At 69.1% G+C, this 26,363-nt stretch carries 23 protein-coding genes; 16 read left to right on the top strand and 7 right to left on the bottom strand.

Going from position 1 to position 26,363, the window contains the following annotated elements; all coding sequences use genetic code 11:
- Positions 1-13 precede the first annotated feature (13 nt).
- Entirely contained in the window at positions 14-361 is a 348-nt protein-coding gene (locus tag BLT19_RS02380) for a tryptophan synthase subunit alpha (protein ID WP_091485644.1), read from the top strand.
- A 2-nt stretch (positions 362-363) separates the two neighbouring features.
- On the opposite strand, the gene BLT19_RS02385 is transcribed toward BLT19_RS02380, so the two are convergent.
- The 5 genes from BLT19_RS02385 to BLT19_RS02405 all read right to left on the bottom strand — a co-directional run bounded on the left by BLT19_RS02385 (position 364) and on the right by BLT19_RS02405 (position 6,327).
- The gene (locus BLT19_RS02385; protein ID WP_091485646.1) at positions 364-783 is read right to left on the bottom strand and encodes a YciI family protein; all 420 of its coding nucleotides are present in this window, start codon (positions 781-783) and stop codon (positions 364-366) included.
- Between the two features lie 197 nt (positions 784-980).
- On the bottom strand, positions 981-1,304 hold the full coding sequence (gene trxA / locus BLT19_RS02390; RefSeq protein ID WP_091485648.1) for a thioredoxin: 324 nt from the start codon (positions 1,302-1,304) through the stop codon (positions 981-983).
- A gap of 69 nt (positions 1,305-1,373) precedes the next feature.
- A complete protein-coding gene (gene trxB, locus BLT19_RS02395; protein ID WP_091485651.1) occupies positions 1,374-2,396 on the bottom strand; it encodes a thioredoxin-disulfide reductase in 1,023 nt (340 codons plus the stop codon).
- Between the two features lie 86 nt (positions 2,397-2,482).
- Positions 2,483-4,096 carry a murein biosynthesis integral membrane protein MurJ gene (gene murJ / locus BLT19_RS02400; RefSeq protein WP_091485654.1) on the bottom strand — a complete coding sequence of 538 codons (1,614 nt, stop codon included), beginning with the start codon at positions 4,094-4,096 and terminating at the stop codon, positions 2,483-2,485.
- Complete coding sequence (locus BLT19_RS02405; RefSeq protein WP_231917751.1) at positions 4,093-6,327, bottom strand: DUF6049 family protein; 2,235 nt, start codon at positions 6,325-6,327, stop codon at positions 4,093-4,095. The genes murJ and BLT19_RS02405 overlap by 4 nt, the downstream gene beginning before the upstream one ends.
- A 151-nt stretch (positions 6,328-6,478) precedes the next feature.
- Between BLT19_RS02405 and BLT19_RS02410 the strand changes: the two genes are divergently transcribed.
- Together BLT19_RS02410 and BLT19_RS02415 are read left to right on the top strand one after the other, a co-directional pair.
- Complete coding sequence (locus BLT19_RS02410) at positions 6,479-7,975, top strand: DUF7059 domain-containing protein (RefSeq protein WP_407939839.1); 1,497 nt, start codon at positions 6,479-6,481, stop codon at positions 7,973-7,975.
- Between the two features lie 37 nt (positions 7,976-8,012).
- The gene (locus tag BLT19_RS02415; protein WP_091485660.1) at positions 8,013-9,440 is read left to right on the top strand and encodes a CCA tRNA nucleotidyltransferase; all 1,428 of its coding nucleotides are present in this window, start codon (positions 8,013-8,015) and stop codon (positions 9,438-9,440) included.
- Positions 9,441-9,456: 16 nt separating this feature from the next.
- On the opposite strand, the gene BLT19_RS02420 is transcribed toward BLT19_RS02415, so the two are convergent.
- On the bottom strand, positions 9,457-10,116 hold the full coding sequence (locus tag BLT19_RS02420) for an FMN-dependent NADH-azoreductase (RefSeq protein ID WP_091485664.1): 660 nt from the start codon (positions 10,114-10,116) through the stop codon (positions 9,457-9,459).
- A gap of 77 nt (positions 10,117-10,193) precedes the next feature.
- Between BLT19_RS02420 and BLT19_RS02425 the strand changes: the two genes are divergently transcribed.
- The 6 genes from BLT19_RS02425 to BLT19_RS02450 all read left to right on the top strand — a co-directional run bounded on the left by BLT19_RS02425 (position 10,194) and on the right by BLT19_RS02450 (position 16,978).
- Entirely contained in the window at positions 10,194-10,535 is a 342-nt protein-coding gene (locus BLT19_RS02425) for a winged helix-turn-helix transcriptional regulator (protein ID WP_091485667.1), read from the top strand.
- A gap of 120 nt (positions 10,536-10,655) precedes the next feature.
- Entirely contained in the window at positions 10,656-11,291 is a 636-nt protein-coding gene (locus BLT19_RS02430; protein ID WP_091485670.1) for a TMEM175 family protein, read from the top strand.
- Between the two features lie 163 nt (positions 11,292-11,454).
- A complete protein-coding gene (locus tag BLT19_RS02435) occupies positions 11,455-13,089 on the top strand; it encodes an ABC transporter substrate-binding protein (RefSeq protein WP_091485674.1) in 1,635 nt (544 codons plus the stop codon).
- Between the two features lie 106 nt (positions 13,090-13,195).
- Positions 13,196-14,284, top strand: a complete 1,089-nt coding sequence (locus BLT19_RS02440) for an ABC transporter permease (RefSeq protein WP_091485678.1) — start codon at positions 13,196-13,198, stop codon at positions 14,282-14,284.
- A 1-nt stretch (position 14,285) separates the two neighbouring features.
- A complete protein-coding gene (locus BLT19_RS02445; protein ID WP_091485683.1) occupies positions 14,286-15,308 on the top strand; it encodes an ABC transporter permease in 1,023 nt (340 codons plus the stop codon).
- A complete protein-coding gene (locus BLT19_RS02450) occupies positions 15,308-16,978 on the top strand; it encodes an ABC transporter ATP-binding protein (RefSeq protein ID WP_091485688.1) in 1,671 nt (556 codons plus the stop codon). The genes BLT19_RS02445 and BLT19_RS02450 overlap by 1 nt, the downstream gene beginning before the upstream one ends.
- A 322-nt stretch (positions 16,979-17,300) precedes the next feature.
- On the opposite strand, the gene BLT19_RS02455 is transcribed toward BLT19_RS02450, so the two are convergent.
- Positions 17,301-18,536, bottom strand: a complete 1,236-nt coding sequence (locus tag BLT19_RS02455) for a phage holin family protein (RefSeq protein ID WP_091493145.1) — start codon at positions 18,534-18,536, stop codon at positions 17,301-17,303.
- Between the two features lie 73 nt (positions 18,537-18,609).
- On the opposite strand from BLT19_RS02455, the gene BLT19_RS02460 reads away from it, so the two are divergent.
- The 7 genes from BLT19_RS02460 to rplI all read left to right on the top strand — a co-directional run bounded on the left by BLT19_RS02460 (position 18,610) and on the right by rplI (position 26,278).
- A complete protein-coding gene (locus BLT19_RS02460; protein WP_091485692.1) occupies positions 18,610-19,812 on the top strand; it encodes an acyl-CoA dehydrogenase family protein in 1,203 nt (400 codons plus the stop codon).
- A gap of 239 nt (positions 19,813-20,051) precedes the next feature.
- A complete protein-coding gene (locus BLT19_RS02465) occupies positions 20,052-23,027 on the top strand; it encodes an alpha-mannosidase (RefSeq protein ID WP_091485696.1) in 2,976 nt (991 codons plus the stop codon).
- Positions 23,024-24,430, top strand: a complete 1,407-nt coding sequence (locus tag BLT19_RS02470) for an MFS transporter (protein ID WP_157681732.1) — start codon at positions 23,024-23,026, stop codon at positions 24,428-24,430. The genes BLT19_RS02465 and BLT19_RS02470 overlap by 4 nt, the downstream gene beginning before the upstream one ends.
- 210 nt (positions 24,431-24,640) lie before the next feature.
- Positions 24,641-25,024: a 30S ribosomal protein S6 gene (rpsF, locus tag BLT19_RS02475; protein WP_091485703.1), complete on the top strand. Its 384-nt coding sequence runs from the start codon at positions 24,641-24,643 to the stop codon at positions 25,022-25,024.
- Positions 25,025-25,029: 5 nt separating this feature from the next.
- Positions 25,030-25,536: a single-stranded DNA-binding protein gene (locus BLT19_RS02480; RefSeq protein ID WP_091485707.1), complete on the top strand. Its 507-nt coding sequence runs from the start codon at positions 25,030-25,032 to the stop codon at positions 25,534-25,536.
- Between the two features lie 26 nt (positions 25,537-25,562).
- On the top strand, positions 25,563-25,817 hold the full coding sequence (gene rpsR / locus BLT19_RS02485) for a 30S ribosomal protein S18 (protein WP_091485712.1): 255 nt from the start codon (positions 25,563-25,565) through the stop codon (positions 25,815-25,817).
- 8 nt (positions 25,818-25,825) lie between these two features.
- Positions 25,826-26,278: a 50S ribosomal protein L9 gene (gene rplI, locus BLT19_RS02490; RefSeq protein WP_091485716.1), complete on the top strand. Its 453-nt coding sequence runs from the start codon at positions 25,826-25,828 to the stop codon at positions 26,276-26,278.
- The last annotated feature ends 85 nt before the right edge of the window (positions 26,279-26,363 follow it).

Consider the following 26,363-nt stretch of genomic DNA (forward strand, 5'->3'; position numbering starts at 1 on the left):
GTACGCTGGATGAATGGCGAAGCACGAAGATTCCCTCCGTCGCCGAGCGAGTCTCGAGCTGCTGCGGGCCGAAGCGGCCGACGAGCTGTCGGTGCTGGTGGACGAGCGCCTCCGCGCCGGCGAAGACCCCTGGGACTTCATGGAAGACCTGCCGAGCGTCGATGAGCTGGTCGTCTTCATGCTGCGCGCCGACAACATCACCGACAACGGCGGCGCTCGGCCCAACGCCGCCCGCCACTACCGCGTCCTGCGCCAGATCGCGCTGGAATACCCGCCGCTCACCAAGGCCGTCTGGCGCCTGATCGGCGACGAAGGCTCGCACCGCCGCTGGGATGCGGTGGTGCGAGCCGACGCAACCTGAGCTCACTGCTGCCCGGCGCGCCACTCCTGCGCCTTCTGGAGCCAGTCGTTGTCTTCGGGCAGGTCGATGTCCGAGAACTCCTGCACGCGGCGCACCTCGAGCGCGACGCCGGGACCGAGCGGGCACTTGGTCGCCCAGAGTTCGGCCTCTTCACGGCTGGCGACCTCGAGGATCCAGTACCCGGTGAAGATCTCGCGTGCCTCGGTGTACGGGCCGTCGGTGACGACCGGCGGGGCGGATGTGAAGTCGACGCGGAAGCCCTCGCTCGCATCGGACAGACCCTCGGCCGAGAGGAAGACGCCCGCCTTCTGCAGCTCTTCGTTGTACGCGCCCATCACCGCGACGACCTGCTCCATGTCCAGTTCCTGTGCGGAACGGGCGGCGGCTTCTGGCTGGACCTGCATGATCATCATGTAACGCATCGGGGTGCTCCTTCTGTGTGACGAGCGGTGGCTCGGAGCGGCTCGATCGCCTGCCTCATCTACGACGTCGAACGACATCTGCCCAGATCGACATCCTGCCGCAGAATTCTTTCCGGGAGAATGGATGCCACGGCCGCACAGCACCGAGAAAGCCCCGCCGACCTGGGAAAAGGTCGGCGGGGCTTTCCGCGAACGGCTTATGCGAGGTAGGCCGCGAGGTCCTTCTCGATCGCGTACTTCGGCTTGGCGCCGATGATCGTGGTCTCGACCTGGCCCTTGTTGAAGACCTTCATCGCCGGGATGGACGTGATCTGGTACTTCATCGCAAGATCCGGGTTCTCGTCCACGTTCAGCTTGAGGACGGTGATCTTGTCGGGGTTGTCGGCCTGGATCTCGTCGAGCACGGGAGCGACCATGCGACAGGGGCCGCACCACTCCGCCCAGAAATCGACGAGAACGGGACCTTCGGCCTGCAGAACGTCCTGCTCGAATGTGGCGGACGTCGTCGACTTGGCAGTCATGGCGGTTTCTCCTTCTTAGGTCTGTCGTCTGTTGCAACGCGGCGGCACCGCGGAATGTTCCTGGGGGTCTCAGGCGACCGCGGCGACCGTCTCGGCTTCGTCGGTCTCGGGGTCGGGCGTCTCGGTGGCGACCTCGATGTCCTCGGCTGTCTGCGCGTCGCCGCCGGCCTGCTCCAGGGCGGCCAGGAAGTGCTCGGCATCCAGCGCGGCGACCGTCCCACTGCCCGCGGCAGTGATGGCCTGGCGATACGTCGGATCGATCACGTCACCGGCAGCGAACACGCCCGCCTCAGAGGTCCGCGAGGAGCGTCCGTCGACCCAGATCGTGCCCTCCGGGGTGAGGGAGAGCTTGCCGTGCACGAGGTGGGTGCGCGGGTCGTTGCCGATCGCCACGAACAGGCCGTCCAGGGCGAGCTCCGAGGTCGAGCCATCGACGGTGTTGCGAAGGCGGACGCCGGTGACGGCATCCCCGCCGAGGATGTCCTCGACTTCGCTGTTCCAGACGAACTCGATCTTCTCGTTGGTGAAGGCGCGCTCCTGCATGATCTTGGACGCGCGCAGCGAGTCCTTGCGGTGGATGACGTAGACCTTGCTGGCGAAGCGCGTGAGGAACGTCGCCTCCTCCATCGCGGAGTCGCCGCCACCGACCACGGCGATCGTGCGCTCACGGAAGAAGAAGCCGTCGCACGTCGCACACCACGAGACACCGTGACCGGAAAGACGCTCCTCACCGGGGACGCCGAGCTTGCGATAGGCCGAACCCGTCGCGAAGATCACCGACGACGCCTGGTGGACCTTGCCGCTGCCGAGCGTCACGGTCTTGGTCGAACCGGTGAGATCCAGATCGATGACGTCGTCGTAGAGCACCTCGGCGCCGAAGCGCTCGGCCTGCTCCTGCATCTTCGTCATCAGGTCCGGCCCCTGAACGCCCTCGGGGAAGCCCGGGTAGTTCTCCACATCGGTGGTGTTCATGAGCTCGCCGCCGGCCTCGACCGAACTGGCGATCACGAGCGGCTCGAGGTTGGCCCGTGCCGCGTAGATCGCGGCCGTGTAACCGGCAGGACCCGAGCCGATGATGATGACGTTGCGCACGCTGCGCCCCCTTTGAAATGGTTGCTGATGCTTCAACACATGGTAGCCGCGGGGCATTCCACGGCCGCGAACCACGGCGTCGATGCTCAGCGACGACCTGGGAGCAGTCGGCGGGTGAGTGAGATCGCCGCCTCCAGTTCGGGTGCCCTCAGCAGCGCCAGGACGGCGGCGTAGACGACGAGGGAGACGGTGCCGATGACCGCCGCACCGAGGGCGCCGAGCAGCTTGTCCGAGACGGTCCACCCTCCGACACCGCCCAGCAGCTGGAACATCAGCCACCCCGCCCCGGCCGCCGGAATCGCCGCGAGGGCGAAGCGGGCCAGGGCCAGCATCCACGATCCGATGCTGAGGCCGCCGAGCCTGCGCTGCAGCAGCCACGTCGCCACCACGACCTGCACGATGCTGGCGATCGACTGACCGAGGGCGACGGCTGCGGCCAGCTGCGACAACCCGAGCCAGTCGGCGCGGACCGCCCACCACGCCGCGACGGCCGTCACGGCGACCAGCGCGCACTGCAGGAGCGTGAAGAAGAAGGGCGTACGGGTGTTGTCGTACGCGTAGAAGGTGCGCTGGATGACGAAGAGCACGGCGAGCGGGACCAGCCCGACCAGGAAGCACAGAAGGACGATGCCGGCCGCGACCGCCTCCTCGGTGGTGTCGGTGAAGATCCGCGACGCCGGCATCGCCGCGGCACCCAGCGCGGCGGTCGCGGCCACGACGAAGAGTCCGAGGGTGCGGATGCTGCGCCCGACGTCTGCGCGCACGTCGTCGTCCCGGCCCGCGCGGGCGTGCTCGCTCAGCTGGGTGAAGTACGGGGTGCCGATCGAGAGCACGATGATCGAGTAGGGGAGCATGAACAGCAGCCACGCGTTCTGCGTCACGAAGAAGCCCGGGTCGCCCTCGGGGATCTCCGACAGCACCTGCGACTGCACGATTCCGGCGATCTGCCCGGCGACGACCATGAGGAAGGTCCAGCCCGCGAGACGGCCGATCTGACCCAGTCCCACGCCGCGCCAGCGGAAGTCCGCGTGTACGTGCAGGCCGGTGCGTCGCCAGAACAGGAACAGGATGCCGGTCTGCACCACGATGGCGAGCGTCGCCGTCCCGGCCAGGAGCGCGATCATCTCGGGGGTCCACTCGGTGGCGGCGCCGCCGGCGCCGAAGATCCAGATGAAGGCGAGGAAGCCGACGATGGAGACCACGTTGTTGACGATCGGCGCCCAGGTGTACGGCCCGTAGACGCGACGAGCGTTCAGCGACTCGCCGACGAGGGCGAACAGGCCGTAGAAGACGATCTGCGGCAGGCACCAATAGGCGAATGCGGTCGCCAGCGCCTGCTGCTCGGCGCTGTACGCGGGTGCGTACAGCTGCACCAGCCACGGGGCCGCGACCGTCGCGATGGCGGTGGCAGCCAGCAGGACCACCGTCCCGAGGGTGAACAGCTTGGACACGAACGCGCGACCGCCGTCGTCGTGAGCGGCCGCCTTGACGATCTGGGGGACGACGACGGCGCTGAGGAGGCCGGTCGAGATGATCGTGTAGATGTTGTTGGGCAGCTGGTTGGCGATGGCGAAGGCGTTGCCGGCGTCGGTGGTCGCCCCGACCGCCCACACCAGGACCACGGTGCGCAGGAACCCGGTCAACCGGGAGACGATGGTGCCTGCTCCGATGAGGACGCTCGCCCGCCCGATCCCGCTCACGGGGCGTCCTTCCCCGGCGCATCGGCGGCTGACCGCCGTCGTGAGCGCACGCGCAGCACGGTGCGGACCACGCCCAGGATCAGGAACCCGCCGACGAGGATCGCCAGCACGGTGATGCCGATGCCCTCCCATTCGGCGCGCACACTGACCGCGACGGTCTGGGCGGCGCCGATCGATTCCAGCGTGCGACTGCGCAGCTGGAGGTCCACGGTCACATCGCCGCTGCCGACGCGTGTCTGCACCGGCACCTGCACGCGCGTATTGCTCTGCGCACCCGCGGCGACCGTCGTCTCCTCCTGCACGGTCAGGCGCAGGTCGTCCGGAGTGGCGTAGAGGACGACGGTGACCGGATACGGCAGGTCGTTGCGCACCCAGATCGGCAGCGGCGCATCGGCGCTGAAGAGGTTGACGTCGCTGGGCGGCAAGATGCCGACGCTGTCCAACGTGCCCGCAGTCGACGCGCGATGCGAGGCGACGGCGGTGTTCCACGCCACCGGATCCGGCAGCCACGCCACGCCGAGCAGCTGGAGGACTTCGGCGCGCTCGGGGCCGGTCAGCAGGGTCGGGTCATCGAGGATCGTCGCGAACCGCTCGATCGCCGCTTCATCGTCGAAGAGGGCGGATGCCTCGGCCGCGCGCGCGGGGTCGCCTGCGGCATCCGTCACCGTGACATCGATCGGAGCGGCGCCGATCAGTCCGCCCAGGGCGAGCGGGGAGAAGCCAGGGGCCTGCAGGGCCGAGGCGATCGCGGTGCGCAGGGCGACGGTGGAGCGGTCCTCGGCACGATCGACGGTGACCAGGACCGGTGATCCGCCGGTCTGGGCGACGGCGAACGCGAGATAGGCGGTCGCGGCGGTGAGGGAGGCGCCGCGGAGGGAGGAGTCGTCGGTGAGCGAGGCGGCCCGCAGCCGGCTGGAGACCGCGGCGTCGTAGACGAGGGCGTCGGCGCCTGCGGCGTTCGCGTGCGCCGCCACGGTGCCGCCGGCCGCGCCGTTCGTCGTCGAGGTGGAGGCGAGCAGCGTCAGCGACGCGTGATCGTCGGCCGTGATCGCGCCGAGCGCGGCGACCGCGGAAGGGCTCGCCGTGCCGCCCGCCGGCCAGAAGACGCCGGCGCGGGCGCTCTCGACCTCGACGAGCTCGGCCGTCGTCGGATACACGGGCACGGTCGGGTCGACGGGTTCGGTCGGGGTCGGGGTGGGGATCGGCGTGGCATCAGGCGTCGCGGTGGCCACCGGCGCAGCCGAGGGCGTCCCGTTCGCCGGTCTGAAGTCGGCAGGGCGCATCGCGTACTGGAACGACGTGGGGGCCAGGGGGCCGGAGGCGCCGGCCTCCAGCTGGGTGAGGACGTCGGCATCCCCGAACTGCAGGGCGAAGCGCGAGTTCGCCAGCGCATCGAGCCGTTCCAGCCAGGCGGTCGCGGCCGCCGGAGCCGCAGTGCCGAGCACGCGGATGGCCGCGACGATCGCGGGGTCGACCGCGAGGATGGCGTCGGTTCCCTCGACCGCATCCAGCTGCCGGGTCAGCGAGCCGTCGGGAGCCGTCAGCACGGCCAGCTCGGGCGCGGACAGGAGCGCCTCGGCGATCGGCCCCGCCGTGATCGGGACGACGACGCCGATGCCGACCGCCGGTGCGCCGTCGTTCGGGACGATCATGACGCTCGTGGACTGCACGACCCCGTCCGGACCCTCGTAGCTCGCGACCAGCGGATACACGCCCGGGGCACGTGCGGTAAGCGCAGGGTCCTCCGCTGCGACGACGATGCCCGTGGTCTGCTCACCCCCGGATTCCACCGCGGGGAGGGTGGTCGCGCCGACGGGCGAGACGGCCACCCCCGTGGTCTGACCGTCGAGCCACGTGCTGAGCGCCGTGCGGTCCGGGAGCGCCGTCGTCCCGAGCGACAGCGTGACCGAGAGCGCCGGGGTCGCGGCATCCGTCCCGTTCTGCAGGGTGACCGACGCGGCAAGGCCCTCACCGGGGCGGACGGTGCCTCGGCCGACGGGCGACAACGTGAACGCGGCGACTCCGGAGAGCACGTCGGAAGCCTCGGGCGTCTCCGGCGTGGGCGTCGCGGCACTCGGAGCTGGAGCGAACGCCTGCGCGGGACCGGCGGTGAGGGACAGGCCGACGACGAGCAGCACCCCCAGCAGCCAGGCGCCCACCGATGCGAAGGAACGCGCTCGGATGCCGCGGCTCGCGACGCGCGTTCCCGGTGGCGGGGCGGTGAGGGTCATGGAGAATCAGGTGCGATTCTACGGTCCGCACCTCCGAGGTCCCCGCGTGACAGCCCGCGACCCGCGATGCGCACGGTTGAGGCGGTTGAATGGACGGGTGCTCCCCGAACCCAATCCCTCCCTCTGCCGCGCGCTGGCCGCTGATCTCGGTATGGCGGGCTTCGGCTCGGACGAGCTGCGCGCGGCCTGGGGTGCCGCCGCCGACGACGGCATCGGCCGCGGTCTGCGCGGCCCGGCGCTGCGGCGGCTGGGCGGGCGCACCGATCCGCTCGCGGTGCTCGGTCGGCTGTTCGTCCTCGGGATGCCGGAACCCGCCGATGCGCTCGCAGCCGCCGTGCCGCGGACCGGCCTCGCGGGACTGGAACGGCTCGGGCTGATCGTGCACGATCCGCAGGACGGCGCGGGACTCGTCCGCCCGCGGGCCATCGTGCGACCGCAGTCGTTCGTCGATGACGCCCGGTCGCCGGAGGGCGCCGGTCAGTGGTGGGTCGCGAGCGACCTCGACGAGGCGGCCGTTGACGGCCCGCTCCCGGAGGATCACGTCCTCGGCGTCGGCGGAGCCTCGCTCACCCTCGCCGGACTCCAGCTGCCGACACCGGCGACGCGGGTGCTCGATCTGGGTGCGGGCTGCGGGATCCAGGCGCTGCGCGCGCGGCGCTATGCCGACGCGGTGGTCGCGACCGACATCTCGGAACGCGCCCTGCGCTTCACCCGCATGAATGCGCTGCTGAACGACATCGATGCCATCGATACCCGTGCCGGGAGCCTCTTCGATCCGGTTCGGGGAGAGCAGTTCGACCGGATCGTGTCGAATCCGCCGTTCGTGATCACCCCGCGCACACCAGGGGTGCCCGTCTACGAGTACCGCGACGGCGGACTGGTGGGCGACGCGCTGGTCGAGGCGTTCGTGACCGGCGTCGGTGAGCACCTCCAGCCCGGTGGGACCGCGCAGATCCTGGGCAACTGGGAGAGCCGGGACGGGATGCCGGGACTCGACCGCTTCCGGGAGTGGGTCGATGCCTCGCCTGTGCCGCTTGATGCCTGGGTGATCGAACGCGAGACCATCGACCCGCTGGCCTACGCCGAACTGTGGGTGCGCGACGGCGCGACGCTTCCGGGCACGCCCGACCATGAGCGTCTGATCGGCGCATGGCTCGACGACTTCGCCGCGCGCGGCGTCGACGCGATCGGGTTCGGGTACGTGCTGCTGCGTCGGCCGATCGACGGCGCGCCCACCCTCGCCCGCTACGAGCAGGCCGCCCAGCCGCTGGATCCGACCGTCCCGCTCGGTGCGCACCTGGCCGAGGCGCTCGCCGCCTTCGACCGGCTGTCAGGTCTGGACGACGACGACCTCGCGGCTGCGGTCCTCCTCGTCGCCGCCGATGTCACCGAGGCCCGCCATCATCTGCCCGGCGCGGAGGCGCCGAGCGTGATCGAGCTGCGTCAGGGTGGAGGCCTTGCCCGGACGCTCCCGGCCGATCCGGCCACGGCCGCGCTCGTGGGGGCGTGCGATGGCGACCTCGCGGTCGGCGTCCTCATCGACGCCATCGCGTCACTGCTGGAGGCCGACGCCGGAGATCTGCGCACCGGGCTGCTGCCGGCGGTGCGTGAGCTCGTCTTCACGGGGTTCCTGCGTTTCGCCGACTGACCCGGCTCGGGTGAGGGGCGCTCGGTACGATCGAGGGATGCTCAATATGGCCGACGGTGTCGCGCGCCTCGGAGCACTCGTCGAATCGCCGGTGGTCTCGGCCCTTGCCGGTGCGTTCGAGGCGGCGGGTTTCGAGCTGGCGATCGTGGGCGGACCGGTGCGCGATGCGCTGATCGGCGCCCGGACCAATGACCTGGACTTCACGACCGACGCCCGCGCCGATGACATCCTGCGGGTGGTCAAGCCGATCAGCTCGGCCCAGTGGGACGTCGGCCGCGAGTTCGGCACCATCGCGGCGCGCGTGCGCGGTGAGCAGGTGGAGATCACGACCTACCGTGCCGACAGCTACGACGGGGTGACCCGCAAGCCGACGGTGGAATTCGGCGACACGCTGGAGGGCGACCTCGCCCGACGCGATTTCAGCGTCAACGCGATGGCGCTTCGGGTGCCCGGGCGGACGCTGGTCGATCCGACCGGCGGCGTGGAGGACCTCCTCGCGCGGCGGTTGCGCACACCCGGCGACCCGCGCGTCAGCTTCGGCGATGATCCGCTCCGGATGCTCCGGGCGGCCCGCTTCGCATCGCAGCTCTCGTTCGAGGTCGACCCTGCGACCGTCGCCGCGATGACCGGGTTGCGCGAGACGCTGTCGATCGTGAGCCCGGAGCGCATCCGGTCGGAACTGGTGCGCCTGCTGCAGACCGATGACCCGGTTCCAGGCATCCGGCTCCTGGTCGAGACCGGCCTGATGGAGCTCTTCCTGCCGGAGATCCCTGCACTGCGGCTCGAGGTCGACGAGCACCACCATCACAAGGACGTCTACGAGCACTCGCTCACGGTGTTGACGCAGGCTATCGAACTGGAGAAGGCGCGGAACCCGGACGCCGCACCCGACGTGCCGCTGCGCCTGGCGGCGATGCTGCACGACATCGGGAAGCCGGCGACCCGGCGACTCGAGCCGGGGGGCGGGGTGACGTTCCACCACCACGACATCAAGGGCGCCAGGCTGGCGCGCAAGCGCCTGCAGGCATTGCGCTTCGACACGGACACGATCACCTCGGTGACGCAGCTCATCGAGCTGCACCTGCGCTTCTTCGGCTACGCGGAAGGGGCGTGGACCGACTCGGCGGTCCGCCGGTACGTCCGCGACGCCGGGGCGGAGCTGGAGCGCCTGCACATCCTGACCCGCGCCGATGTGACGACCCGCAATCGCCGCAAGGCGGCGCGGCTGGCCGGGGCCTACGACGACATCGAGCGGCGCATCGGCGAGTTGGCCGAGCAGGAGCAGCTGGACGCCATGCGGCCGGCCCTGGACGGCAACCGGATCCAGGAGATCCTCGGCATCCGTCCGGGGCCGGACGTCGGGAAGGCGTATCGCCACCTGCTCGACCTGCGCCTGGACGAGGGGATGCTCGACGAGGCCGAAGCCGAGCGGCGCCTCCGCGAGTGGTGGGCCGCGCAGGGCTGAGCGCCGGTCCGCGAGGTCAGGCGGCGGTGCCGGCGCCGCGGAGCTCGGCGAGCTCGCGACCCGAGCGCACGGCGGCCACCTCGGCGTCCGCCTTGAGCTCGGCGGCCGCGTCCGTGAAGGCATCCAGCGCGGGGTTCACACCCACGAGGGTGAACGGACGCGTGACGACCCGCAGGTCCAGGCCCCAGACATCCTGCAGTGCACGTGTGAGCCAGCCGGTCGAGTGGTCCCAGCCCTCCTTGGGCGTTCCGGGCGCGTAGTTGCCGCCGAGCACGGTCACCAGCGTCGCCGGCTTGCCCTGCAGCGCGGTGCCGGTGGGGCTGGTGCGCGGATCGGTGTAGACGAGGTCGAACCAGGTCTTGAAGTGCTGGGAGACGCCGTAGTTGTAGAGCGGCACGGTGAACAGCAGGGCGTCCGCGGCGACGAGCTCGTCCGCGAAGGTGCGCGCCAGTGCGGTGGCTGCGAGCTGGCCCTCGGTGAGGTTCTCGGGCGGCGTGAAGCCGGCGGTGACGGCATCCTGCCAGGCGGTCGCCGGCACCGGGTCGGCGGCCAGATCCCGACGGGTGACGGTCGAGTCGGGGTGCGCGCTGAGCCACTCGGCTTCGACGAGGTCGCCGAGTGCACGGCTGGACGACGTGGCGGGCAGGATGCTGGCATCCAGGCGGAACAGGGACATTTCGACTCCTTCAATTCTGGATAGTCACTATGAAAAGAAAAGCGACTCCCCACACGCTAGCACGCTAATCTGAAGGGATGAACGCTGAAGAGCTCGATCGTCCGGCGTGCGACGCCGCGGTCACGCTGGCGTTCTCGATCCTGGGCAAGCGGTGGAACGGGATGATCGTCGACACCCTCGGCGCCGGCCCGCTCACCTTCGCCGCCCTCCGTCGGGCCGTCACCGGAATCAGCGACGCCGTACTGAGCGACCGTCTCTCCGAGCTGGCCGAAGCCGAGCTGATCGCACGCGCGGTCGACCCCGGTCCGCCGGTCTCCGTCAGCTACGCGCTCACCTCGCGCGGGGCGAGCCTGGTCCCGGTGCTGCAGGAGCTCGGCGCGTGGGCGAGTGAGAACCTCACCGCCCCGCACCGCGCCTGAAAGAGGACCTCGCGGCCCGGCCGCGGCATTCCTCCCCTGCCACTTCGTGTCGGACCCGCCGCCTGACACGCCGAGCTCGGTCGGTCCGCCGGACCTTCCCCTCTCGGCCAGGATGGCATCATGAGCGATTCGGCTTCGAGCGGGCACCGACTGATGGCCGGCGAGCGCCTGAAGGCGTTCACCGACGCGGTCGTCGCGATCGCGATGACCCTGCTGATCCTGCCGCTCCTGGACAGCATCCAGGACGCGGCGAGCCGCGGCCTGGACTCCGGGTCGTGGCTGGTGGGCGAAGGCCCGCAGCTGTTCAGCTTCGCGCTGAGCTTCGTCCTCATCGCGAACTTCTGGATCAACCACCATCGACTGTTCGATCGTGTCGAGAACGTCACGATCGCGCTCCTGTGGCTCACCGTCGCGTGGATGCTCACGATCGTGTGGCTGCCGGTGGCGACCGCCCTGCTCGGGCAGATGACGGACGATCCCGTTCAGAAGCTGCTCTACATCGGCAGCCTGCTGGCGACGAGCCTGGTGGCGGTGGGAACGCGGGTGTACCTCCGCCGGCATCCCGAGCTGCACGCGATTCCCATCGAGACCCAGCGCAACGGAATGGTCGCGGCGGTGACGATGTCGGTCCTGTTCGCGCTGGCGCTCGTCATCGCCATCGCCCTGCCCGCCGTGGGCTACTGGGCCATGTTCCTGCTGCTGCTGACCGGCCCGATCGATTCCGTTGTCGCGCGGCGCCTGGGTATCCGCACGTGAGCCCGCCGCAGTCCGCATCGCGCGCTGGCGCGCCTGTTGCCTGCGTGTCTCAGTTCCGTTACGAATCGTTCACTCGATTGCCGATCGACACACCGAGGTCTTAGATAGCGGGAGGGCTGCGCATTCCCGGTGCGGCCGACCCCTTCACAGCAGAGGTAGCACTATGTCACTGCACTCCAGCGGGCGCGGCCGTCTCGGTCTCGCTCTGGGCGCCTTCGGCGCCACCGCACTCCTCCTCGCCGGCTGCGCCGGTGGCGGCGGCGGCACAGCCACGGACGACGCCGCTTCCGGCGATCCGCTGATCGTCGGAACGACCGATAAGGTCACGACGCTCGACCCGGCCGGCTCCTACGACAACGGCTCGCTCGCCGTCCAGACCCAGGTCTTCCCCTACCTGGTCAACACGAACTACAACGAGACCGAGGTCGTGCCCGACCTGGCCGAAACGGCCGAGTTCACCTCGCCCACCGAGTACACGGTCACGCTGCCCGAGGGTCTGAAGTGGGCCAACGGCAACGACCTGACCTCGGCCGACGTCAAGTTCTCGTTCGACCGCAACCTCGCCATCGCCGACCCGAACGGCGCATCGAGCCTGCTGTACAACCTCGACAGCGTCGAGGCGCCCGACGACACCACCGTCGTCTTCAAGCTGAAGGCGGAGAACGACCAGGTGTTCCCGTTCATCCTGACCAGCTTCCCCGGCGCGATCGTCGACGACGAGGTGTTCTCGGCCGACGCGATCACGCCCGACCAGGACATCGTCGACGCGAACGCCTTCGGCGGCCCGTACGCGATCACCTCGTACGACTTCAACAAGACCGTCGAGTTCACGCCCAACGAGAATTACCAGGGTCTCCTGGACGCGCCCGTGAACAGCGGCGTCATCCTCAGCTACTTCGCCGAGTCGTCCAACCTCAAGCTCGCCGTGCAGGAGGGCGACATCGACGTGGCGTACCGGAGCCTCTCCTCGACCGACGTCGCCGACCTGTCGACGAACGACGACGTGCAGGTCATCGACGGCCCCGGCGGCGAGATCCGCTACATCGTCTTCAACTTCGACACGCAGCCGTACGGCGCCACCACCGCGGAGGCCGACCCGGCCAAAGCGCTGGCCGTCCGCCAGGCGGTCGCCGACCTCGTCGACCGCGACGCGATCTCGGAGCAGGTCTACAAGGGCACGTACACGCCGCTGTACTCGTTCGTTCCGGACGGGTTCAACGGCGCCACCCAGGTGCTCAAGGAGCTCTACGGCGATGGCAACGGCGGCCCGGATGCCGACAAGGCCAAGGCAACCCTCGAGGCCGCCGGCGTCACCACGCCGGTCGCGCTGAGCCTGCAGTACAGCCCCGACCACTACGGACCCTCGTCGGGTGACGAGTACGCACTGGTCAAGTCGCAGCTCGAGGAGAGCGGCCTGTTCACCGTCGACCTCAAGTCGACCGAGTGGGTCCAGTACTCGAAGGACCGCACCGCGGACGTGTACCCCGCGTACCAGCTCGGCTGGTTCCCGGACTACTCGGATGCCGACAACTACCTGACCCCGTTCTTCCTGACGGACAACTTCCTGGGCAACCACTTCAGCGACCAGCAGACGGAGGACCTCATCCTCCAGCAGGCCGTGGAGACCGACCCGGCAGCGCGTACCCAGGAGATCGAGGACATCCAGGCGCGGGTCGGCGAGCTGCTCTCCACGGTGCCGCTCCTGCAGGGCGCACAGGTCGCTGTGGCCGGAACCGGCGTCGACGGGGTCATCCTCGACGCGTCGTTCAAGTTCCGCTTCGCGCCGCTCACCAAGTAGCGCTCGCTCGATACGACGCCGAGGATCGATGGGGCGGCCCGCCTGCCGGGTCGCCCCATCGCCTTCCGCCCTCGGGCACCCTGATCCCCACAGATAGGCTCCATCCATGACGACGAGCGAGGTCGCAGCGGTCGAAGAGCCGCCACCGTTCCTGGCACGGCGCAGACCGAGATCGGGAGGCACCCTCGGCCGGTACCTCCTGGTGCGGGCGCTGCTGATCATCCCGACCGTGCTGATCCTGGTCACGCTCGTCTTCTTCCTGATCCGCCTCACCGGCGACCCGATCACCGCTGCACTCGGCGGGCGCTTGCCGGCCGACCAGCTGCAGGAGCGGATCCACGAGGCCGGCTACGACCGGCCGGTCATCGTGCAGTACTTCGAGTACCTCGGTCAGGTCTTCACCGGCAACTTCGGTACGACGATCACGGACAACCGTCTCGTCACCGACGTGCTCGTGACCTACGGCACCGCCACTCTCGAGCTCGTCGTCTACGCCCTGCTGATCGCCTTCATCGTCGGCATCCCGCTCGGCATGATCGCGGCGGCCAAGCGAGACCACGCGCCTGACGCGGCACTCCGCGTCAGCGCGATCCTCTTCTATGCGACCCCGGTGTTCTTCGCGGGGCTGCTCGCGAAGCTCGTCTTCTCGGTCTGGCTCGGCTGGTTCCCCGTGAGCGGGCGCGCCGACGTGCGCACCGAGATCGCGCTCAGCCGGGAGGGCAACACCGGCTTCTACCTGATCGACGCGATCGCCTCCGGCAACCCGGCCTACGTGCAGGACGTGCTTTCGCACGCAGTGCTGCCGGCCATGGTCCTCGGCCTGCTGACGGCCGGGATCTTCCTGCGCCTGGTGCGCACCAACGTGATCAGCACCTTCAACATGCCGTATGTCGATGCTGCTCGGTCAAGGGGCATCAGCGAGTACCGGCTGGTGCGCAAACACGCCTACAAGCCCGCCCTCATCCCGATCATCACCGTCATCGGCCTGCAGATCGCGCTGCTCTTGGGCGGTGCGGTGCTCACCGAGACGACCTTCGAATGGCAGGGCCTCGGCTTCCAGCTGACGAAATACCTCGCCGCGCGCGACTTCGTGGCGGTGCAGGGCATCGTGGCGCTGATCGCGATCCTCGTGGCCCTCACGAACTTCGTCGTCGATGTCATCGCGGCCTTCCTCGACCCGAGGGTGAGGTACTGACATGGCGCGCTCGAATGCACCCCGTTCCAGGGCGGTCAAGCCAGGCATCCTGGACCGTCTGCCCGTCGTCCACCAGCTGCGTCAGAGCGTCGGCCTGCAGCGCGGCATGCTCATCGCCGGACTCGTGCTGGCCGCGATCTTCCTGATCCTCGCGATCTTCGCGCCCTGGCTCGCACCGTACGGCTTCGCGCAGCTGCGCGGACCGGATGGCCCGTTCGGTGCGCAGCAGCCGCCGAGCGCCGAGCATCTGCTCGGCACGACCGTCGGCGGCTACGACGTGCTCTCGCGGACGATCTGGGGCGCGCAGACCGCGCTGCTCGCGATCGTCGTCGCTCTGCTGCTGTCGGTGTTCATCGGCATCTTCCTCGGCCTCGTCTCGGGCTACCTCGGCGGCTGGCTCGACCGCGTGCTCGTCGTCATCGCCGATGCGATCTACGCCTTCCCGACCCTGCTGCTGGCAATCGTCGCCGCCATCGCCATCAGCGGCGGGCAGTCGGGCCTCTGGCCCGGCATCCTGGCTGCCGCGATCTCGATCACCGTCGTGTTCATCCCCCAGTACTTCCGGGTGGTCCGCTCGGAGGTCATCCGTGTGAAGGCGGAGGCGTTCGTCGAGTCCGCGAAGGTGATCGGCGCCTCGACGCCGCGCATCATGTTCGTCCACGTGCTGCGCAATGCGACCCGGTCGCTCCCGCTGATCGTGACGCTGAACGCATCCGAGGCGATCGCGACACTGGCGGCGCTCGGGTTCCTCGGCTTCGGCATCGAGCCGACGGCGGCTGCCGAATGGGGCTTCGACCTCAAGAACTCGATCGGCGATGTTTCGGCCGGCATCTGGTGGACGGCGATCCCTCCGGGCGTCGCGATCGTGCTCGCGATCCTCGGCGTCACCCTCATCGGCGAGGGCCTCAACGATCTCGCCGATCCGCGCCTGCGTGCGCGGCGCCGTGCCGGCAAGCAGACCCCCGCGGATGCCGTGGCGGCGAGTCAGCCGATCACACGTGAATTCATGGGAGAGGTGGAGTGATGGTCGCCGTGCCCGCAGCATCCGATCCGCTCGCGGTCGACATCCGCGATCTCGACGTCTCCTTCGCGACCGACGGCGGCGACGTCCACGCCGTGCGCGGCGTCACGCTGGATGTGCGCCGGGGCGAGGTGCTGGCCATCGTCGGCGAGTCTGGCTCGGGAAAGACGGTCACCGCCCGCACGATCCTCGGACTCCTTCCGGAGACGGCACGGATGGGTGGCGCGGTCGTCCTCGACGGCACGAACGTCGTGGGGCTCGGCCAGAAGGAGCTGCGCCGGATCCGCGGCACGAAGGCCGCGATGATCTTCCAGGAGCCCTCGACGGCCTTGAACCCGGTCTTCACGGTGGGCTGGCAGCTGGCCGAGGGCTTGCGAGCCCATGGGAAGTACACGAAGTCCGAAGCGCGCGCCCACGCGATCGACATGCTCCGCCGCGTCGGGATCCCCGAGCCGGAGCAGCGCGTCGACGACTACCCGCACCAGTTCTCCGGCGGCCAGAAGCAGCGCATCGTGATCGCGACCGCGCTCGCCCTCGATCCGACGGTGATCATCGCCGACGAGCCGACGACCGCGCTGGATGTGACGGTGCAGGCCGAGATCCTCGAGCTGCTCCGGCGCCTCCGCGACGAGGACGGCACCGCGATCGTGCTCATCACCCACAACATGGGTGTCGTCGCCGACCTCGCCGACCGGGTCGCGGTCATGCTCGACGGCGCGATCGTCGAGACGGCGACCGCGCCGGACCTGTTCGCCCGGCCGCAGCACGAATACACCAAGAAGCTCCTGGCGGCCGTTCCGCGCCTCGAGATCACCGACCGTCAGCTGCCCGCGGCCTCCGTCGGCGCGCAGCCGGTGGTCGTGGCAGACGAGCTCGTCATCGAATACGCCGGCCGATTCCGCCGCGCCGCCTTCCGGGCGGTCGACCGCGTCAGCTTCTCGATCTCGCCGGGCGAAGTGCTCGGTCTCGTCGGCGAGAGCGGGTCGGGCAAGACGACGATCGGCCGCGCCATCGCCGGACTCACCCCCGTCGCCGGAGGCTCGCTCCAGGTGCTGGGCACCGAGATGCGCGGCGTCAAGGAGCGCGAGTTCAAACCCAAGCGCAGTCAGCTCGGATTCGTCTTCCAGGACCCTGCGACCAGCTTCAACCCGCTTCTGACGATCGCGCAGAACGTCGCCGAGCCGCTCATCGTGCACGCCGGCGTGCGGGATGCCGGGGCCGCGCGCGGAAAGGTCGACGAGCTCCTCGAAGCTGTGCAGCTGCCGAAGGCCTTCGGCGATCGGTATCCGCACGAGCTCTCGGGTGGGCAGCGCCAGCGGGCCTCGCTGGCCCGCGCGCTCGCGCTCGACCCGAAGCTGCTGATCGCCGACGAGCCGACCAGCGCGCTGGACGTGTCGGTGCAGGCGCGCGTGCTGGAGCTGTTCCGCGAGCTGCAGGAACGGTTCGGCTTCGCGACCCTGTTCATCACGCACGACCTGGCCGTCGTCGACCTGCTCGCGCACAGCATCGTGGTGCTGCACAAGGGCGAGATCGCTGAGGAGGGAACGACCGCCGAGGTTCTGGGCAACCCGCAGGATGCCTACACCAAGCGCCTGATCGCGTCGCTTCCGGTGCCGGATCCGGTCGAGCAGGCCGCGCGGCGCGCGATCTGGGACGCGACGCGCGAGGGCTGAGCGCGTCAGCTCGTGGCGACCGGTTCGGTTGCCTCGGACTGCGGGCGCTCCGTAGGGCAGACCGCGATCTGGGGCAACTGAACCGATCTCGGCAACTGAGCAACTGAACCGATCTCGGCAACTGAGAGGTGCCGGTGGGAGTCGGAGGTTCGCTTGCCTCGGACTGCGACCGCTCCGTAGGGCAGACCGCGATCTGAGGCAACTGAACGCGGTGGCGTCGGGTTCAGTTGCCTCGGGTTGCGAGGACGACATCGCTGAGACCGCAATCTGAGGCACATGAAACGCTGAGGCCCGGACGGCGGCCCGCTTCGGCTCGGGCGCGTCAGCGGAACAGCAGCGCGCCGAACAGCCCGGACGGGCCCAGCAGCCAGAACAGCAGGAATCCCACCACCACGACGACCGTCACCCACGAGAACCGCCGGGTGAGGCGCCGGCCCGGAACCGCGACGCCGGGCGGCGGAGTCAACAGGCCCGCGGGCGCCGCGAACGGCAGCGGATCGCCCGGTGATGAGCCGATCGGATCGCCGATTCCGGCGGCGGTCGTGTCGTCGCCGGCCGAACCGAGCGAGGGCGTCGTGGCCGCGGCATCCGTCCGCAGACGCTCATCGCGCCATCTCGACCACTGGGCGAGCTTGTCCAGCGTCGCGGCGACCGCAGAAAAGAGCCACGCCCACGTCGCGGGGTCCACCGTGGAGAAGTCGCGCTTGCCGTAGAAGAAGAGCCAGTCATCGACGATCTCGACATCGAGTGCTGCGGCACTGTCGATGAACCGCGCCATGATGTCGGGCGTGAACAGGTACAGCGCATCGCGCTCGTAGCCGGCCGGGCAGTACAGCGAGAAGTGCTGATCGAAGTCGCCTTCGAGACGCAGCCGCTGATCCTTGTCGAAGCTCGCCGGGAGGTTGGATGCTCCGAACAGGCCGTTGTTGCTCGTGGCATCGAGCACGATGTGCGGCAGCGGGACGTCGAGCTTGATCGCGACGTATCCCCATTTATGGGTCGTGCGGTTCTTCCCCGAGCCGGTCGTGTACCGGTAGTTCCCGAATTCGACGAACCGCGGCTGCCGGCCCCGCACGAGATCACTGGACGCGCGTGAACCGCCGACGCCGAAGATCATGCCCGGCAGTGTGGGTGCCTGAAGACTGGGCATGTACGTCATCCCGTTCGCCGCGGCGAAGCGATCCAGCCGGTAGCGGCGCTCGTTCGCGCCGGCGGTTCCGCGGACGATCGCGACGATGATCAGGGCCAGGACACCGCCGACGATCACGACGGGCAGGAACGCGCCGAGGCCGAGGAGCCACGGCGCTGCGGCGGAGTCGCTGCCGATCGAGAGGAACGCCGAGAACAGCGACGCGGCCATCGTCAGGAACACCGAGCCGAACATCACGAACACGACCGCGCCGATGATCACCGCGACGATGCTCGACCCAGCGCTGAACGCGGACCTGACCGCGCCGGAGTCCCGCATGCGCCGGGCGAACTCGCGCACCGCGGTCCGATCGACCGGCTCCACCAGTGGCCGGGCGTCGAAGGACACGGGCCGCGCGTCGCTCTGCATGGCTGCCACGCTACCCGGCAGCACGCGACCACCCGCGCGCGGCAGGATGGGAGAAGGCGACGAGGAGGTCAGCATGACGAGCGATGCGAGACGCGACCCCGATGACATCGACGCGCTGCGCGCTGCGTCCGATGTCCTCGGCATCGATGAGCTGCTGAGCGATGAAGAGCGGGCGACGCGGACCCGCGTGCGTGCGTTCGTCGATGCAGAGATCCGGCCCGGTATCGGCGACTGGTTCGATCGCGGCCATTTCCCGGCAGAGCTTGCGCCGAAGCTCGGCGCCCTCGGTGTGCTCGGGATGAACCTCGACGGTTACGGATGCCCGAGCCGATCGTCCGTCGAGTACGGGCTGGCCGCGCTCGAGCTGGAGGCCGGCGATTCCGGCATCCGCACCTTCGTCTCCGTGCAGGGCTCGCTGGCGATGGGCTCCATCCATCGCTGGGGCAGCGACGAGCAGAGGCAGGAGTGGCTGCCCCGGATGGCTCGTGGTGAGGTGATCGGCAGCTTCGGGCTCACCGAGCCGGGCGCGGGATCCGATCCGTCCGCCATGCGGACGTATGCGCGCCGGAACGGCGAGGACTGGATCCTCACCGGGAGCAAACGCTGGATCGGCCTCGCCTCGATCGCGCAGCTCACGGTCGTCTGGGCGCAGACCGATGACGGTGTGCGCGGCTTCCTCGTCCCCACCGATGCGCCCGGGTTCCACGTGAAACAGCTCGAGCGGAAAGGCTCGATGCGCGCGTCGATCCAGACCGAGCTGCACTTCGATGCAGTTCGGCTGCCGGCATCCGCGCTCCTTCCGGACGCGCGAGGGCTGCGCGGGCCGTTCTCAGCGCTCACCGAGGCCCGCTACGGCATCGTCTGGGGCGTGATGGGCGCCGCCCGTGACAGTTACGAGGCGGCCCTGCGATACTCGCTCGCTCGCGAGCAGTTTGGTCGGCCGATCGCCGCGTTCCAGCTGACCCAGCAGAAGCTCGTCGACATGGTGGTCGAGCTGCAGAAGGGAGCGCTCCTCGCGCTGCACCTCGGACGCAGGAAGGATGCCGGAACCCTCGACCCCGTACAGATCTCGCTCGGCAAGCTGAGCAATGTGCGCGAGGCGATCGCGATCGCCCGGGAAGCGCGCACGATCCTGGGCGGCAACGGGGTGCTACTGGAGCACTCGCCGATCCGGCACGCCGCGAACCTCGAGTCGGTGCGCACGTACGAGGGGACCGATGAGGTGCACACGCTGATCCTGGGCCAGCACCTGACCGGGATACCGGCGTTCCGCTGACGACGGCGGGGCCTCGGTTCCGCTGGCCCGCTGGTCTACCCCTCAACGATCGGCCCGGCTGCGCAGAACTCAGGAGAGACCGACGGTCCGGGGCGCTCGCCCCCGGCGTCGCGGCGTTTCTCCTGAGTTCTGCACTGCGAACGCCGCAGCCGGCGCCCGTTCCGCCGGCGACCGGGCTCACGTGTAGCCTCGATCGCGCCGATATCACCACGGCGGTGCCCGGCGGAAGGGATGACCGCATGCCCGGTCTGGTCGCGGAACTGCTCGGCTATGCTGGGCGACAGCCCGCCGAGTACCGGCGCATCCTGCGCATCCGCGACGCGATCTACACACCGCTTACGCAGCTGCGGGCCGAGATCCTCACCTCCGACGAGCCGATCCCCTTCGCCGAGATCGATCCCGCCGCGTTCCGCCCCCTCGGGCCGGGGACCGCATGGGGCGAGACCTTCGACTGCGCCTGGCTGCGGATCACCGGCAGCATCCCGGCGCCGCGTCTCGCCGCCGATGAGGTCGTCATGCTCGGCATCCGCTCCGAGGGACTCCTGTACTCGGCCGCCGGCGACGTGCTCGACTCGGTCAGCACGGTCTGGATCCAGGGCGACCTGCCGCACGCCGGGGGGAAATACCGTCAGGTCCTGGTCGAGCCGGACGAGAACGGGCGCGTCGAATTCTACGCCGACGTCGCGTACAACGGCTGGCTGCTCTACGACGTGGGGAAGCCGATGTTCCACGGCGCGCACGTCGCCCGCCGCGACGAGGACGTCTTCGGCCTCTACTACGACTACCTGACCCTGGCGGTGCTCGCCGACGCGACCGACGACACGGTGCTGGCGGCCCGGCTCACCCGCGACCTGCACGCGGCGTATGCGATGTTCCGCCGCGGCGAGCCGCGGATCGCACGCGACGCACTGGCCGCCGCGCTCGCCCTGCCCAGCACCGACTCCTTCGTCTACAGCGCGATCGGGCACGGGCACCTCGACATGGCCTGGCTCTGGCCGCTGCGCGAGACGCGACGCAAGGCGGCGCGCACCTACGCCCGCGCGCTGAACACCATCGACCGCACCGACGACTACCTGTACGGCACCAGCCAGCCGCAGCAGATGCAGTGGATGAAGCAGGAGCATCCGGCGCTGTTCGAGCGGATGAAGGATGCTGTGGCCGCCGGTCGCATGGAGCTGCAGGGCGCCTTCTGGATCGAGCCGGACACCAACCTCCCGAGCGGCGAGTCGCTCGTGCGCCAGGCGCTGCACGGCCGGCGGTTTCTCGAGCAGGAGTTCGGGATCGCCCGGGAGGACATGCGCCTGTGCTGGCTGCCGGACACCTTCGGGTACAACGGCAACCTGCCGCAGATCCTGCGCAAGAGCGGCATGGACTGGTTCCAGACCATCAAGCTCGCCTGGAACAAGGTGAACGTGTTCCCGCATCGGACGTTCCACTGGCAGGGCATCGATGGGTCGACGGTCCTCGTGCACATGCCGCCCGAGGGCGACTACAACAGCCGGGGCGCCGCCGACGGTCTGCTCCGCGGCATCCGGCAGTATCCAGAGCGCGATCTCGACACCGCGCTGCTGGTCTACGGGGCGGGCGACGGCGGCGGCGGACCGGGCGAGGTGCACCTCGAGGTCACCCGCCGCGAGCAGGATCTGCGCGGACTGCCGAAGGTGCAGTACGCCACCGCCGACAGCTTCTTCCGCGCGCTCGAGCAGCGCGAGATCGCGCACACTCACGTCGGCGAGCTGTACCTCGAGACGCATCAGGGCACGTACACGACCCAGGGAGCGATCAAGAAGTACAACCGGATGCTGGAGCGCAAGCTCCACAACGCCGAGGCGCTCGCCGTGCTCACCGGCGGCGCTGACGCCCACGCGCTCGATGCGCATTGGAAGACGGTCCTGCTGAACCAGTTCCACGACATCATCCCGGGCTCGTCGATCGCGCGCGTCAACGCCGAAGCCGTGGAGGCGTACCGCGAGGTCGATGCGGAGCTCGATGTCCACATCGCGGACCTCCTCGGGCGGCTCCCGGGCGGAGGCGACCCGTCGACGAGCGCGGGGGCGAACGGCAACGGGTCGATGACTGCGCTGAATCTCGCACCCGTCGCCCGCCGGGAGTTCGTGAAGGTCGGGGGCGAGTGGATGCATGTTGAGGTCGGTCCGTACGCGGCATCCGCCCTCCACCCCGCGCCGGCCATGCCGGACCTGTCGCACACGGCCGACAGCATGACCAACAGGCTGCTCACGCTGCGGTTCGCGCCGACCGGCGAGATCGCGTCGTGCATCGACGCTGACGGCCGCGAGCACGCCGGGCAGGGGCTGGGCCGCCTGGTCGTGTTCCGCGATCCGTTCCAGTTCCCGTTCGACGCGTGGGACATCGACCGGAACTACCGGGACCTGCCGTCGGTCACCCTTGTGCCGAGCGAGGTGCGCACCGCGATCGAGGGACCGCGTGTCGTGCGCTACCAGGTGTACCGCGCTCCGAAGGTGACCGTGCACCAGCGCGTCGTGCTCGAGGCCGACAGCGCGCTCGTCCGGTTCGAGACGGTCGTGGACTGGCGGGAGAAGCACCGGATGCTGCGGGCCGAATTCCTTCCGTCGCGGTACGGTCCCGCGGCCCTGTGCGAGATCCAGTTCGGTCACATCGGCCGCCCGACGACGGAGCGAGACTCGGTCGAAAAGGCGCAGTTCGAAGTGTGCGCGCACAAGTGGATCTGCGTCCAGGACGACAGTGGCGGCTTCGCGCTGCTCAACGACGGGAAGTACGGGCATCGCGCCAAGAACGGCCTGATCAGCCTCAATCTGCTGCGCTCGCCGACCTTCCCAGACAAGACCGCCGATCGCGGCACGCACGAGTTCACCTACGCGTTCCTGCCCTTCGAACCGAATGATCTCCCGAGCGTGATCGCCGCGGGATACCGCCTCAACGACCCCCTCCTGGTCGGCGCAGCCGCGGCATTCGAGAGCGCGGTGGCGGTGGACGGCGACGCCGTGCTCGTCGAGACGATCAAGCCCGCCGAGGACGGGAACGGGGTGATCCTCCGGCTGTTCGAGAGCCTCGGCAAGCCGACGACGACCGCCCTGCGCACGACGCTGCCGTACGCGAGGGCGATCGAGACGGATCTTCTCGAAACGCCGATCGGCGATGGCGCGCTCGATCTCGACGGCCTGGAATTCGGGCCGTTCGAGATCAAGACGATCAGGCTGGAAATCCGAACGTGACGCAGCCAGGCACCATCGAGTCCGGCGCGATCACCACACCGACCGGTCGGGTCCTGAGTCCCCGCGCGCAGCGCACGTCCATCGTCGTGGCCGGGTTCGGCCAGAACATCGTCCTGACCACGGTGACGACGTTCATCCTGGTGTACTTGCTGCAGTACGCGCACATCAGCGTCGAGGGCACGGTGGTCGTCACCGCGATCATCACGGTCGCGAAGCTCGCCGACGCGATCAGCGACCCGGTCATGGGCAGCATCGTCGACATGACCCGGTCGCGCTGGGGCAAGATGCGGCCGTACATCCTGTTCTCGGCATTGCCGGTCGCGGTCCTGTCGACCCTGCTCTTCGCGATCCCGGACATCTCCGAAGGCGGCAGGCTGCTGTTCTTCGGCGTCTGCTACTTCCTCTGGGGCTTCTCGTACACGGTCTGCGACGTCCCCTTCTGGGGGCTCATCGGCTCGGCGTTCCCTGATTCGCGCGAGCGCACCGGCGTGATCTCGCACGTCCGGTCCTTCGGTGCGATCGCTCTCGGACTGGCCACACTGGGGATGCCGTGGCTGGCCCTCGCGCTGAGCTTCTCGTCCGAGACGACGGCGACCGGCTGGACGCTCGCGGTGGCCGCGGCATCCGTCCTGGGAATGGCCATGTTCCTGCTCGCCTTCTTCAACACACGCGAGAAGGCGCGCGGTGATCGTGAGCGGCTGACGTTCCGGCAGCTGTTCACCACGCTGTTCCAGAACACTCCCCTGCTGATGGTGCTGCTCGGGTCGGTGCTCGGCTTCGGCCGGTACATCGTGCAGGCGGGCGGTGCCGTCTTCGTGGTGATCGCCTACGGCAACGAGGCGTACTTCACGCTGATCGGCGCAGCGATCATCGTCGGCATGGTGCTCTCGTCGTTCCTCACACCGGTGATCCTGCGGGTGATGACCGGGAAGTCTCTGATCCTGTGGAGCTCGCTGGCGGGCGCGGTCTTCTCCGTGCTGATGTACCTCGTCGGCTTCCAGAGCATCGTCCTGATGATGGTCTTCATCTTCCTCACCGGCCTCACCCTGGGCATCTTCGTGGTCGTCCAGACGACGATGATCGCCGACGCGGTCGATGACATCGAGCAGCGCACGGGCGTGCGCAACGACGGCATCTCGTTCTCGACGCTCACGTTCGTCTCGAAGGTCATGAGCGCCCTGGCAGTGCTCGTGTTCGGCGTGTTCATCGTCCTCGCCGGCTACGAGGCAGGCGTCGTGGTCACGCCCGAGATGCAGAACACCGTCTTCATCGCGATCACCCTGGTCCCGGCGGTCAGCTGCGTGCTCTCGGCGGTGCCGTTCCTGTTCTACCGCCTCGGCGGTCCGGTGTCGGGGCGCGTCGAGAACCGCGATTCGGGGCGCAACTCGTCCGTTGGGGCGTGATTTTCACGCCCCAGAGGGCAGAACGCGCCCCGAATGCCGAGATGAAGGGGTGAGGGCAGACATCACGAGTTCGGCTGCGCGGGCGGCATCCGCTAGACTGTCGAGGTTGTCCGGCAGCGCCCCAGTGCGCGGAAGTCCGGGACACGTGCACACACCCTCCTGCTGTCGAGAGATGCTCGGCGGCCGTTCTAGTCCGAAGGAGGTGGGTTAGTGACGCACCAGTACGAACTCATGGTCATTCTGAACCCCGAGATCGATGAGCGACAGGTCCCCGCGACCCTCGACAAGTTCCTGAAGGTCATCACGACCGACGGTGGCTCGATCGACAACATCGACATTTGGGGCCGTCGCCGTCTCGCGTACGAGATCCAGAAGAAGAACGAGGGCGTCTACGCCGTCGTCGCGTTCACGGCCACCAGCGCCGCGACGCAGGAGCTCGACCGCCAGCTCGGCCTCAGCGAGCAGGTCATGCGCACCAAGGTGCTCCGCGCCGAGGACGCGATCGCGATGATCGCCTCCGAGAAGCAGCGTGCCGACGAGAAGGCCGCCCGCAAGGCAGCCCGCCCCGCGAAGCCCGTCAAGCAGGACGCGTAACGACGATGGCCGGCGAGACGATCATCACCGTCGTGGGAAACCTCACGGCTGATCCCGAACTGCGGTACACGCAGAACGGACTCCCCGTCGCGAACTTCACGATCGCGTCGACGCCGCGCAACTTCGACCGTGCCACGAGCGAGTGGAAGGACGGCGAAGCGCTGTTCCTCCGCGCGAGCGTCTGGCGCGAGTTCGCCGAGCACGTCGCCGGATCGCTGACCAAGGGCTCCCGCGTCGTTGCGACCGGGCGCCTGAAGCAGCGCTCCTACGAGACGAAGGAAGGCGAGAAGCGCACTTCCATCGAGCTCGAGGTCGACGAGATCGGCCCCTCGCTGCGCTACGCCACCGCTCAGGTGACGCGTGCGGCCGGCGGCGGCAGCGGCGGCGGACAGTCCCGCGGCCAGGTCGCCGATGAGCCGTGGTCGACCCCCGGCACGCCCGCTGCTCCGGCAGCAGGCGGCGGCGACTCGTGGGCTGCCCCCGGCGCTTACGGCGACGACACCCCGTTTTAGACAGAACAACTCTTAAGGAATTCAACATGGCTGGAAAGTCAAGCGGCGACCGCCGCAAGCCGCGGAAGGGTGGCAAGCCCACCGCTCCGGCGAAGCCGACCCGCGTCGGTCTCATCGATTACAAGGACGTCGCGACGCTCCGCAAGTTCATCTCGGAGCGCGGGAAGATCCGCGCCCGTCGTATCACCGGTGTCTCCGTGCAGGAGCAGCGCCTCATCGCACGCGCCATCAAGAACGCGCGCGAGATGGCGCTTCTGCCCTACGCCGGCGCCGGCAGGTAGGAACCGATATGTCGAAGCTGATTCTCACGAACGAGGTCGCCGGGCTCGGTAGCGCCGGTGACGTCATCGAGGTCAAGGACGGGTACGCCCGCAACTACCTCATCCCCCAGGGCTTCGCCGTGGCGTGGTCGCGCGGTGGCGAGAAGCAGGTCGCGTCGATTCGCGCGGCCCGTGAGTCGCGTGCGATCCACGACCACGAAGAGGCCGTGGCGCTCAAGGACGCGCTCGAGTCCAACAAGGTCAAGCTCGCCGTCAAGGCCGGCAACGAGGGTCGCCTGTTCGGCTCCGTCAAGACCGAGCACGTGGCCGAGGCCGTCAAGGCCGCCGGCCTGGGCGACCTGGACAAGCGCAAGATCCACATCACCTCCCCGATCAAGTCGGTCGGCGAGCACGAGGCGACGATCCGCCTCCGCGATGACCTCACCGCTGTGATCACCCTTCAGGTGGTCGCTGCGAAGTAGTCGCTCGTCGGTCCGCGCTTGCGCAGGGCATGACGGATGCCGCGAACCCATCCTCCCCCCGAGGGAGGCGGGTCCGCGGCATCCG

This window comes from Microbacterium pygmaeum (assembly GCF_900100885.1).
In the GTDB taxonomy this organism is placed as follows: domain Bacteria; phylum Actinomycetota; class Actinomycetes; order Actinomycetales; family Microbacteriaceae; genus Microbacterium; species Microbacterium pygmaeum.

Bases quoted from the DNA above. Each gene is read 5' to 3' on its own strand.
- BLT19_RS02465 (WP_091485696.1), top strand. From the start codon at position 20,052: ATGCCCGGTCTGGTCGCGGAACTGCTCGGCTATGCTGGGCGACAGCCC.
- rpsR (WP_091485712.1), top strand. From the start codon at position 25,563: ATGGCTGGAAAGTCAAGCGGCGACCGCCGCAAGCCGCGGAAGGGTGGC.
- BLT19_RS02455 (WP_091493145.1), bottom strand. From the start codon at position 18,536: ATGCAGAGCGACGCGCGGCCCGTGTCCTTCGACGCCCGGCCACTGGTG.
- BLT19_RS02420 (WP_091485664.1), bottom strand. From the start codon at position 10,116: ATGTCCCTGTTCCGCCTGGATGCCAGCATCCTGCCCGCCACGTCGTCC.
- BLT19_RS02430 (WP_091485670.1), top strand. From the start codon at position 10,656: ATGAGCGATTCGGCTTCGAGCGGGCACCGACTGATGGCCGGCGAGCGC.
- BLT19_RS02410 (WP_407939839.1), top strand. From the start codon at position 6,479: ATGGCGGGCTTCGGCTCGGACGAGCTGCGCGCGGCCTGGGGTGCCGCC.
- BLT19_RS02405 (WP_231917751.1), bottom strand. From the start codon at position 6,327: ATGACCCTCACCGCCCCGCCACCGGGAACGCGCGTCGCGAGCCGCGGC.
- BLT19_RS02460 (WP_091485692.1), top strand. From the start codon at position 18,610: ATGACGAGCGATGCGAGACGCGACCCCGATGACATCGACGCGCTGCGC.
- BLT19_RS02380 (WP_091485644.1), top strand. From the start codon at position 14: ATGGCGAAGCACGAAGATTCCCTCCGTCGCCGAGCGAGTCTCGAGCTG.
- trxA (WP_091485648.1), bottom strand. From the start codon at position 1,304: ATGACTGCCAAGTCGACGACGTCCGCCACATTCGAGCAGGACGTTCTG.
- BLT19_RS02415 (WP_091485660.1), top strand. From the start codon at position 8,013: ATGCTCAATATGGCCGACGGTGTCGCGCGCCTCGGAGCACTCGTCGAA.
- BLT19_RS02480 (WP_091485707.1), top strand. From the start codon at position 25,030: ATGGCCGGCGAGACGATCATCACCGTCGTGGGAAACCTCACGGCTGAT.
- BLT19_RS02385 (WP_091485646.1), bottom strand. From the start codon at position 783: ATGCGTTACATGATGATCATGCAGGTCCAGCCAGAAGCCGCCGCCCGT.
- BLT19_RS02440 (WP_091485678.1), top strand. From the start codon at position 13,196: ATGACGACGAGCGAGGTCGCAGCGGTCGAAGAGCCGCCACCGTTCCTG.
- BLT19_RS02445 (WP_091485683.1), top strand. From the start codon at position 14,286: ATGGCGCGCTCGAATGCACCCCGTTCCAGGGCGGTCAAGCCAGGCATC.
- BLT19_RS02425 (WP_091485667.1), top strand. From the start codon at position 10,194: ATGAACGCTGAAGAGCTCGATCGTCCGGCGTGCGACGCCGCGGTCACG.
- rplI (WP_091485716.1), top strand. From the start codon at position 25,826: ATGTCGAAGCTGATTCTCACGAACGAGGTCGCCGGGCTCGGTAGCGCC.
- BLT19_RS02435 (WP_091485674.1), top strand. From the start codon at position 11,455: ATGTCACTGCACTCCAGCGGGCGCGGCCGTCTCGGTCTCGCTCTGGGC.
- BLT19_RS02450 (WP_091485688.1), top strand. From the start codon at position 15,308: ATGGTCGCCGTGCCCGCAGCATCCGATCCGCTCGCGGTCGACATCCGC.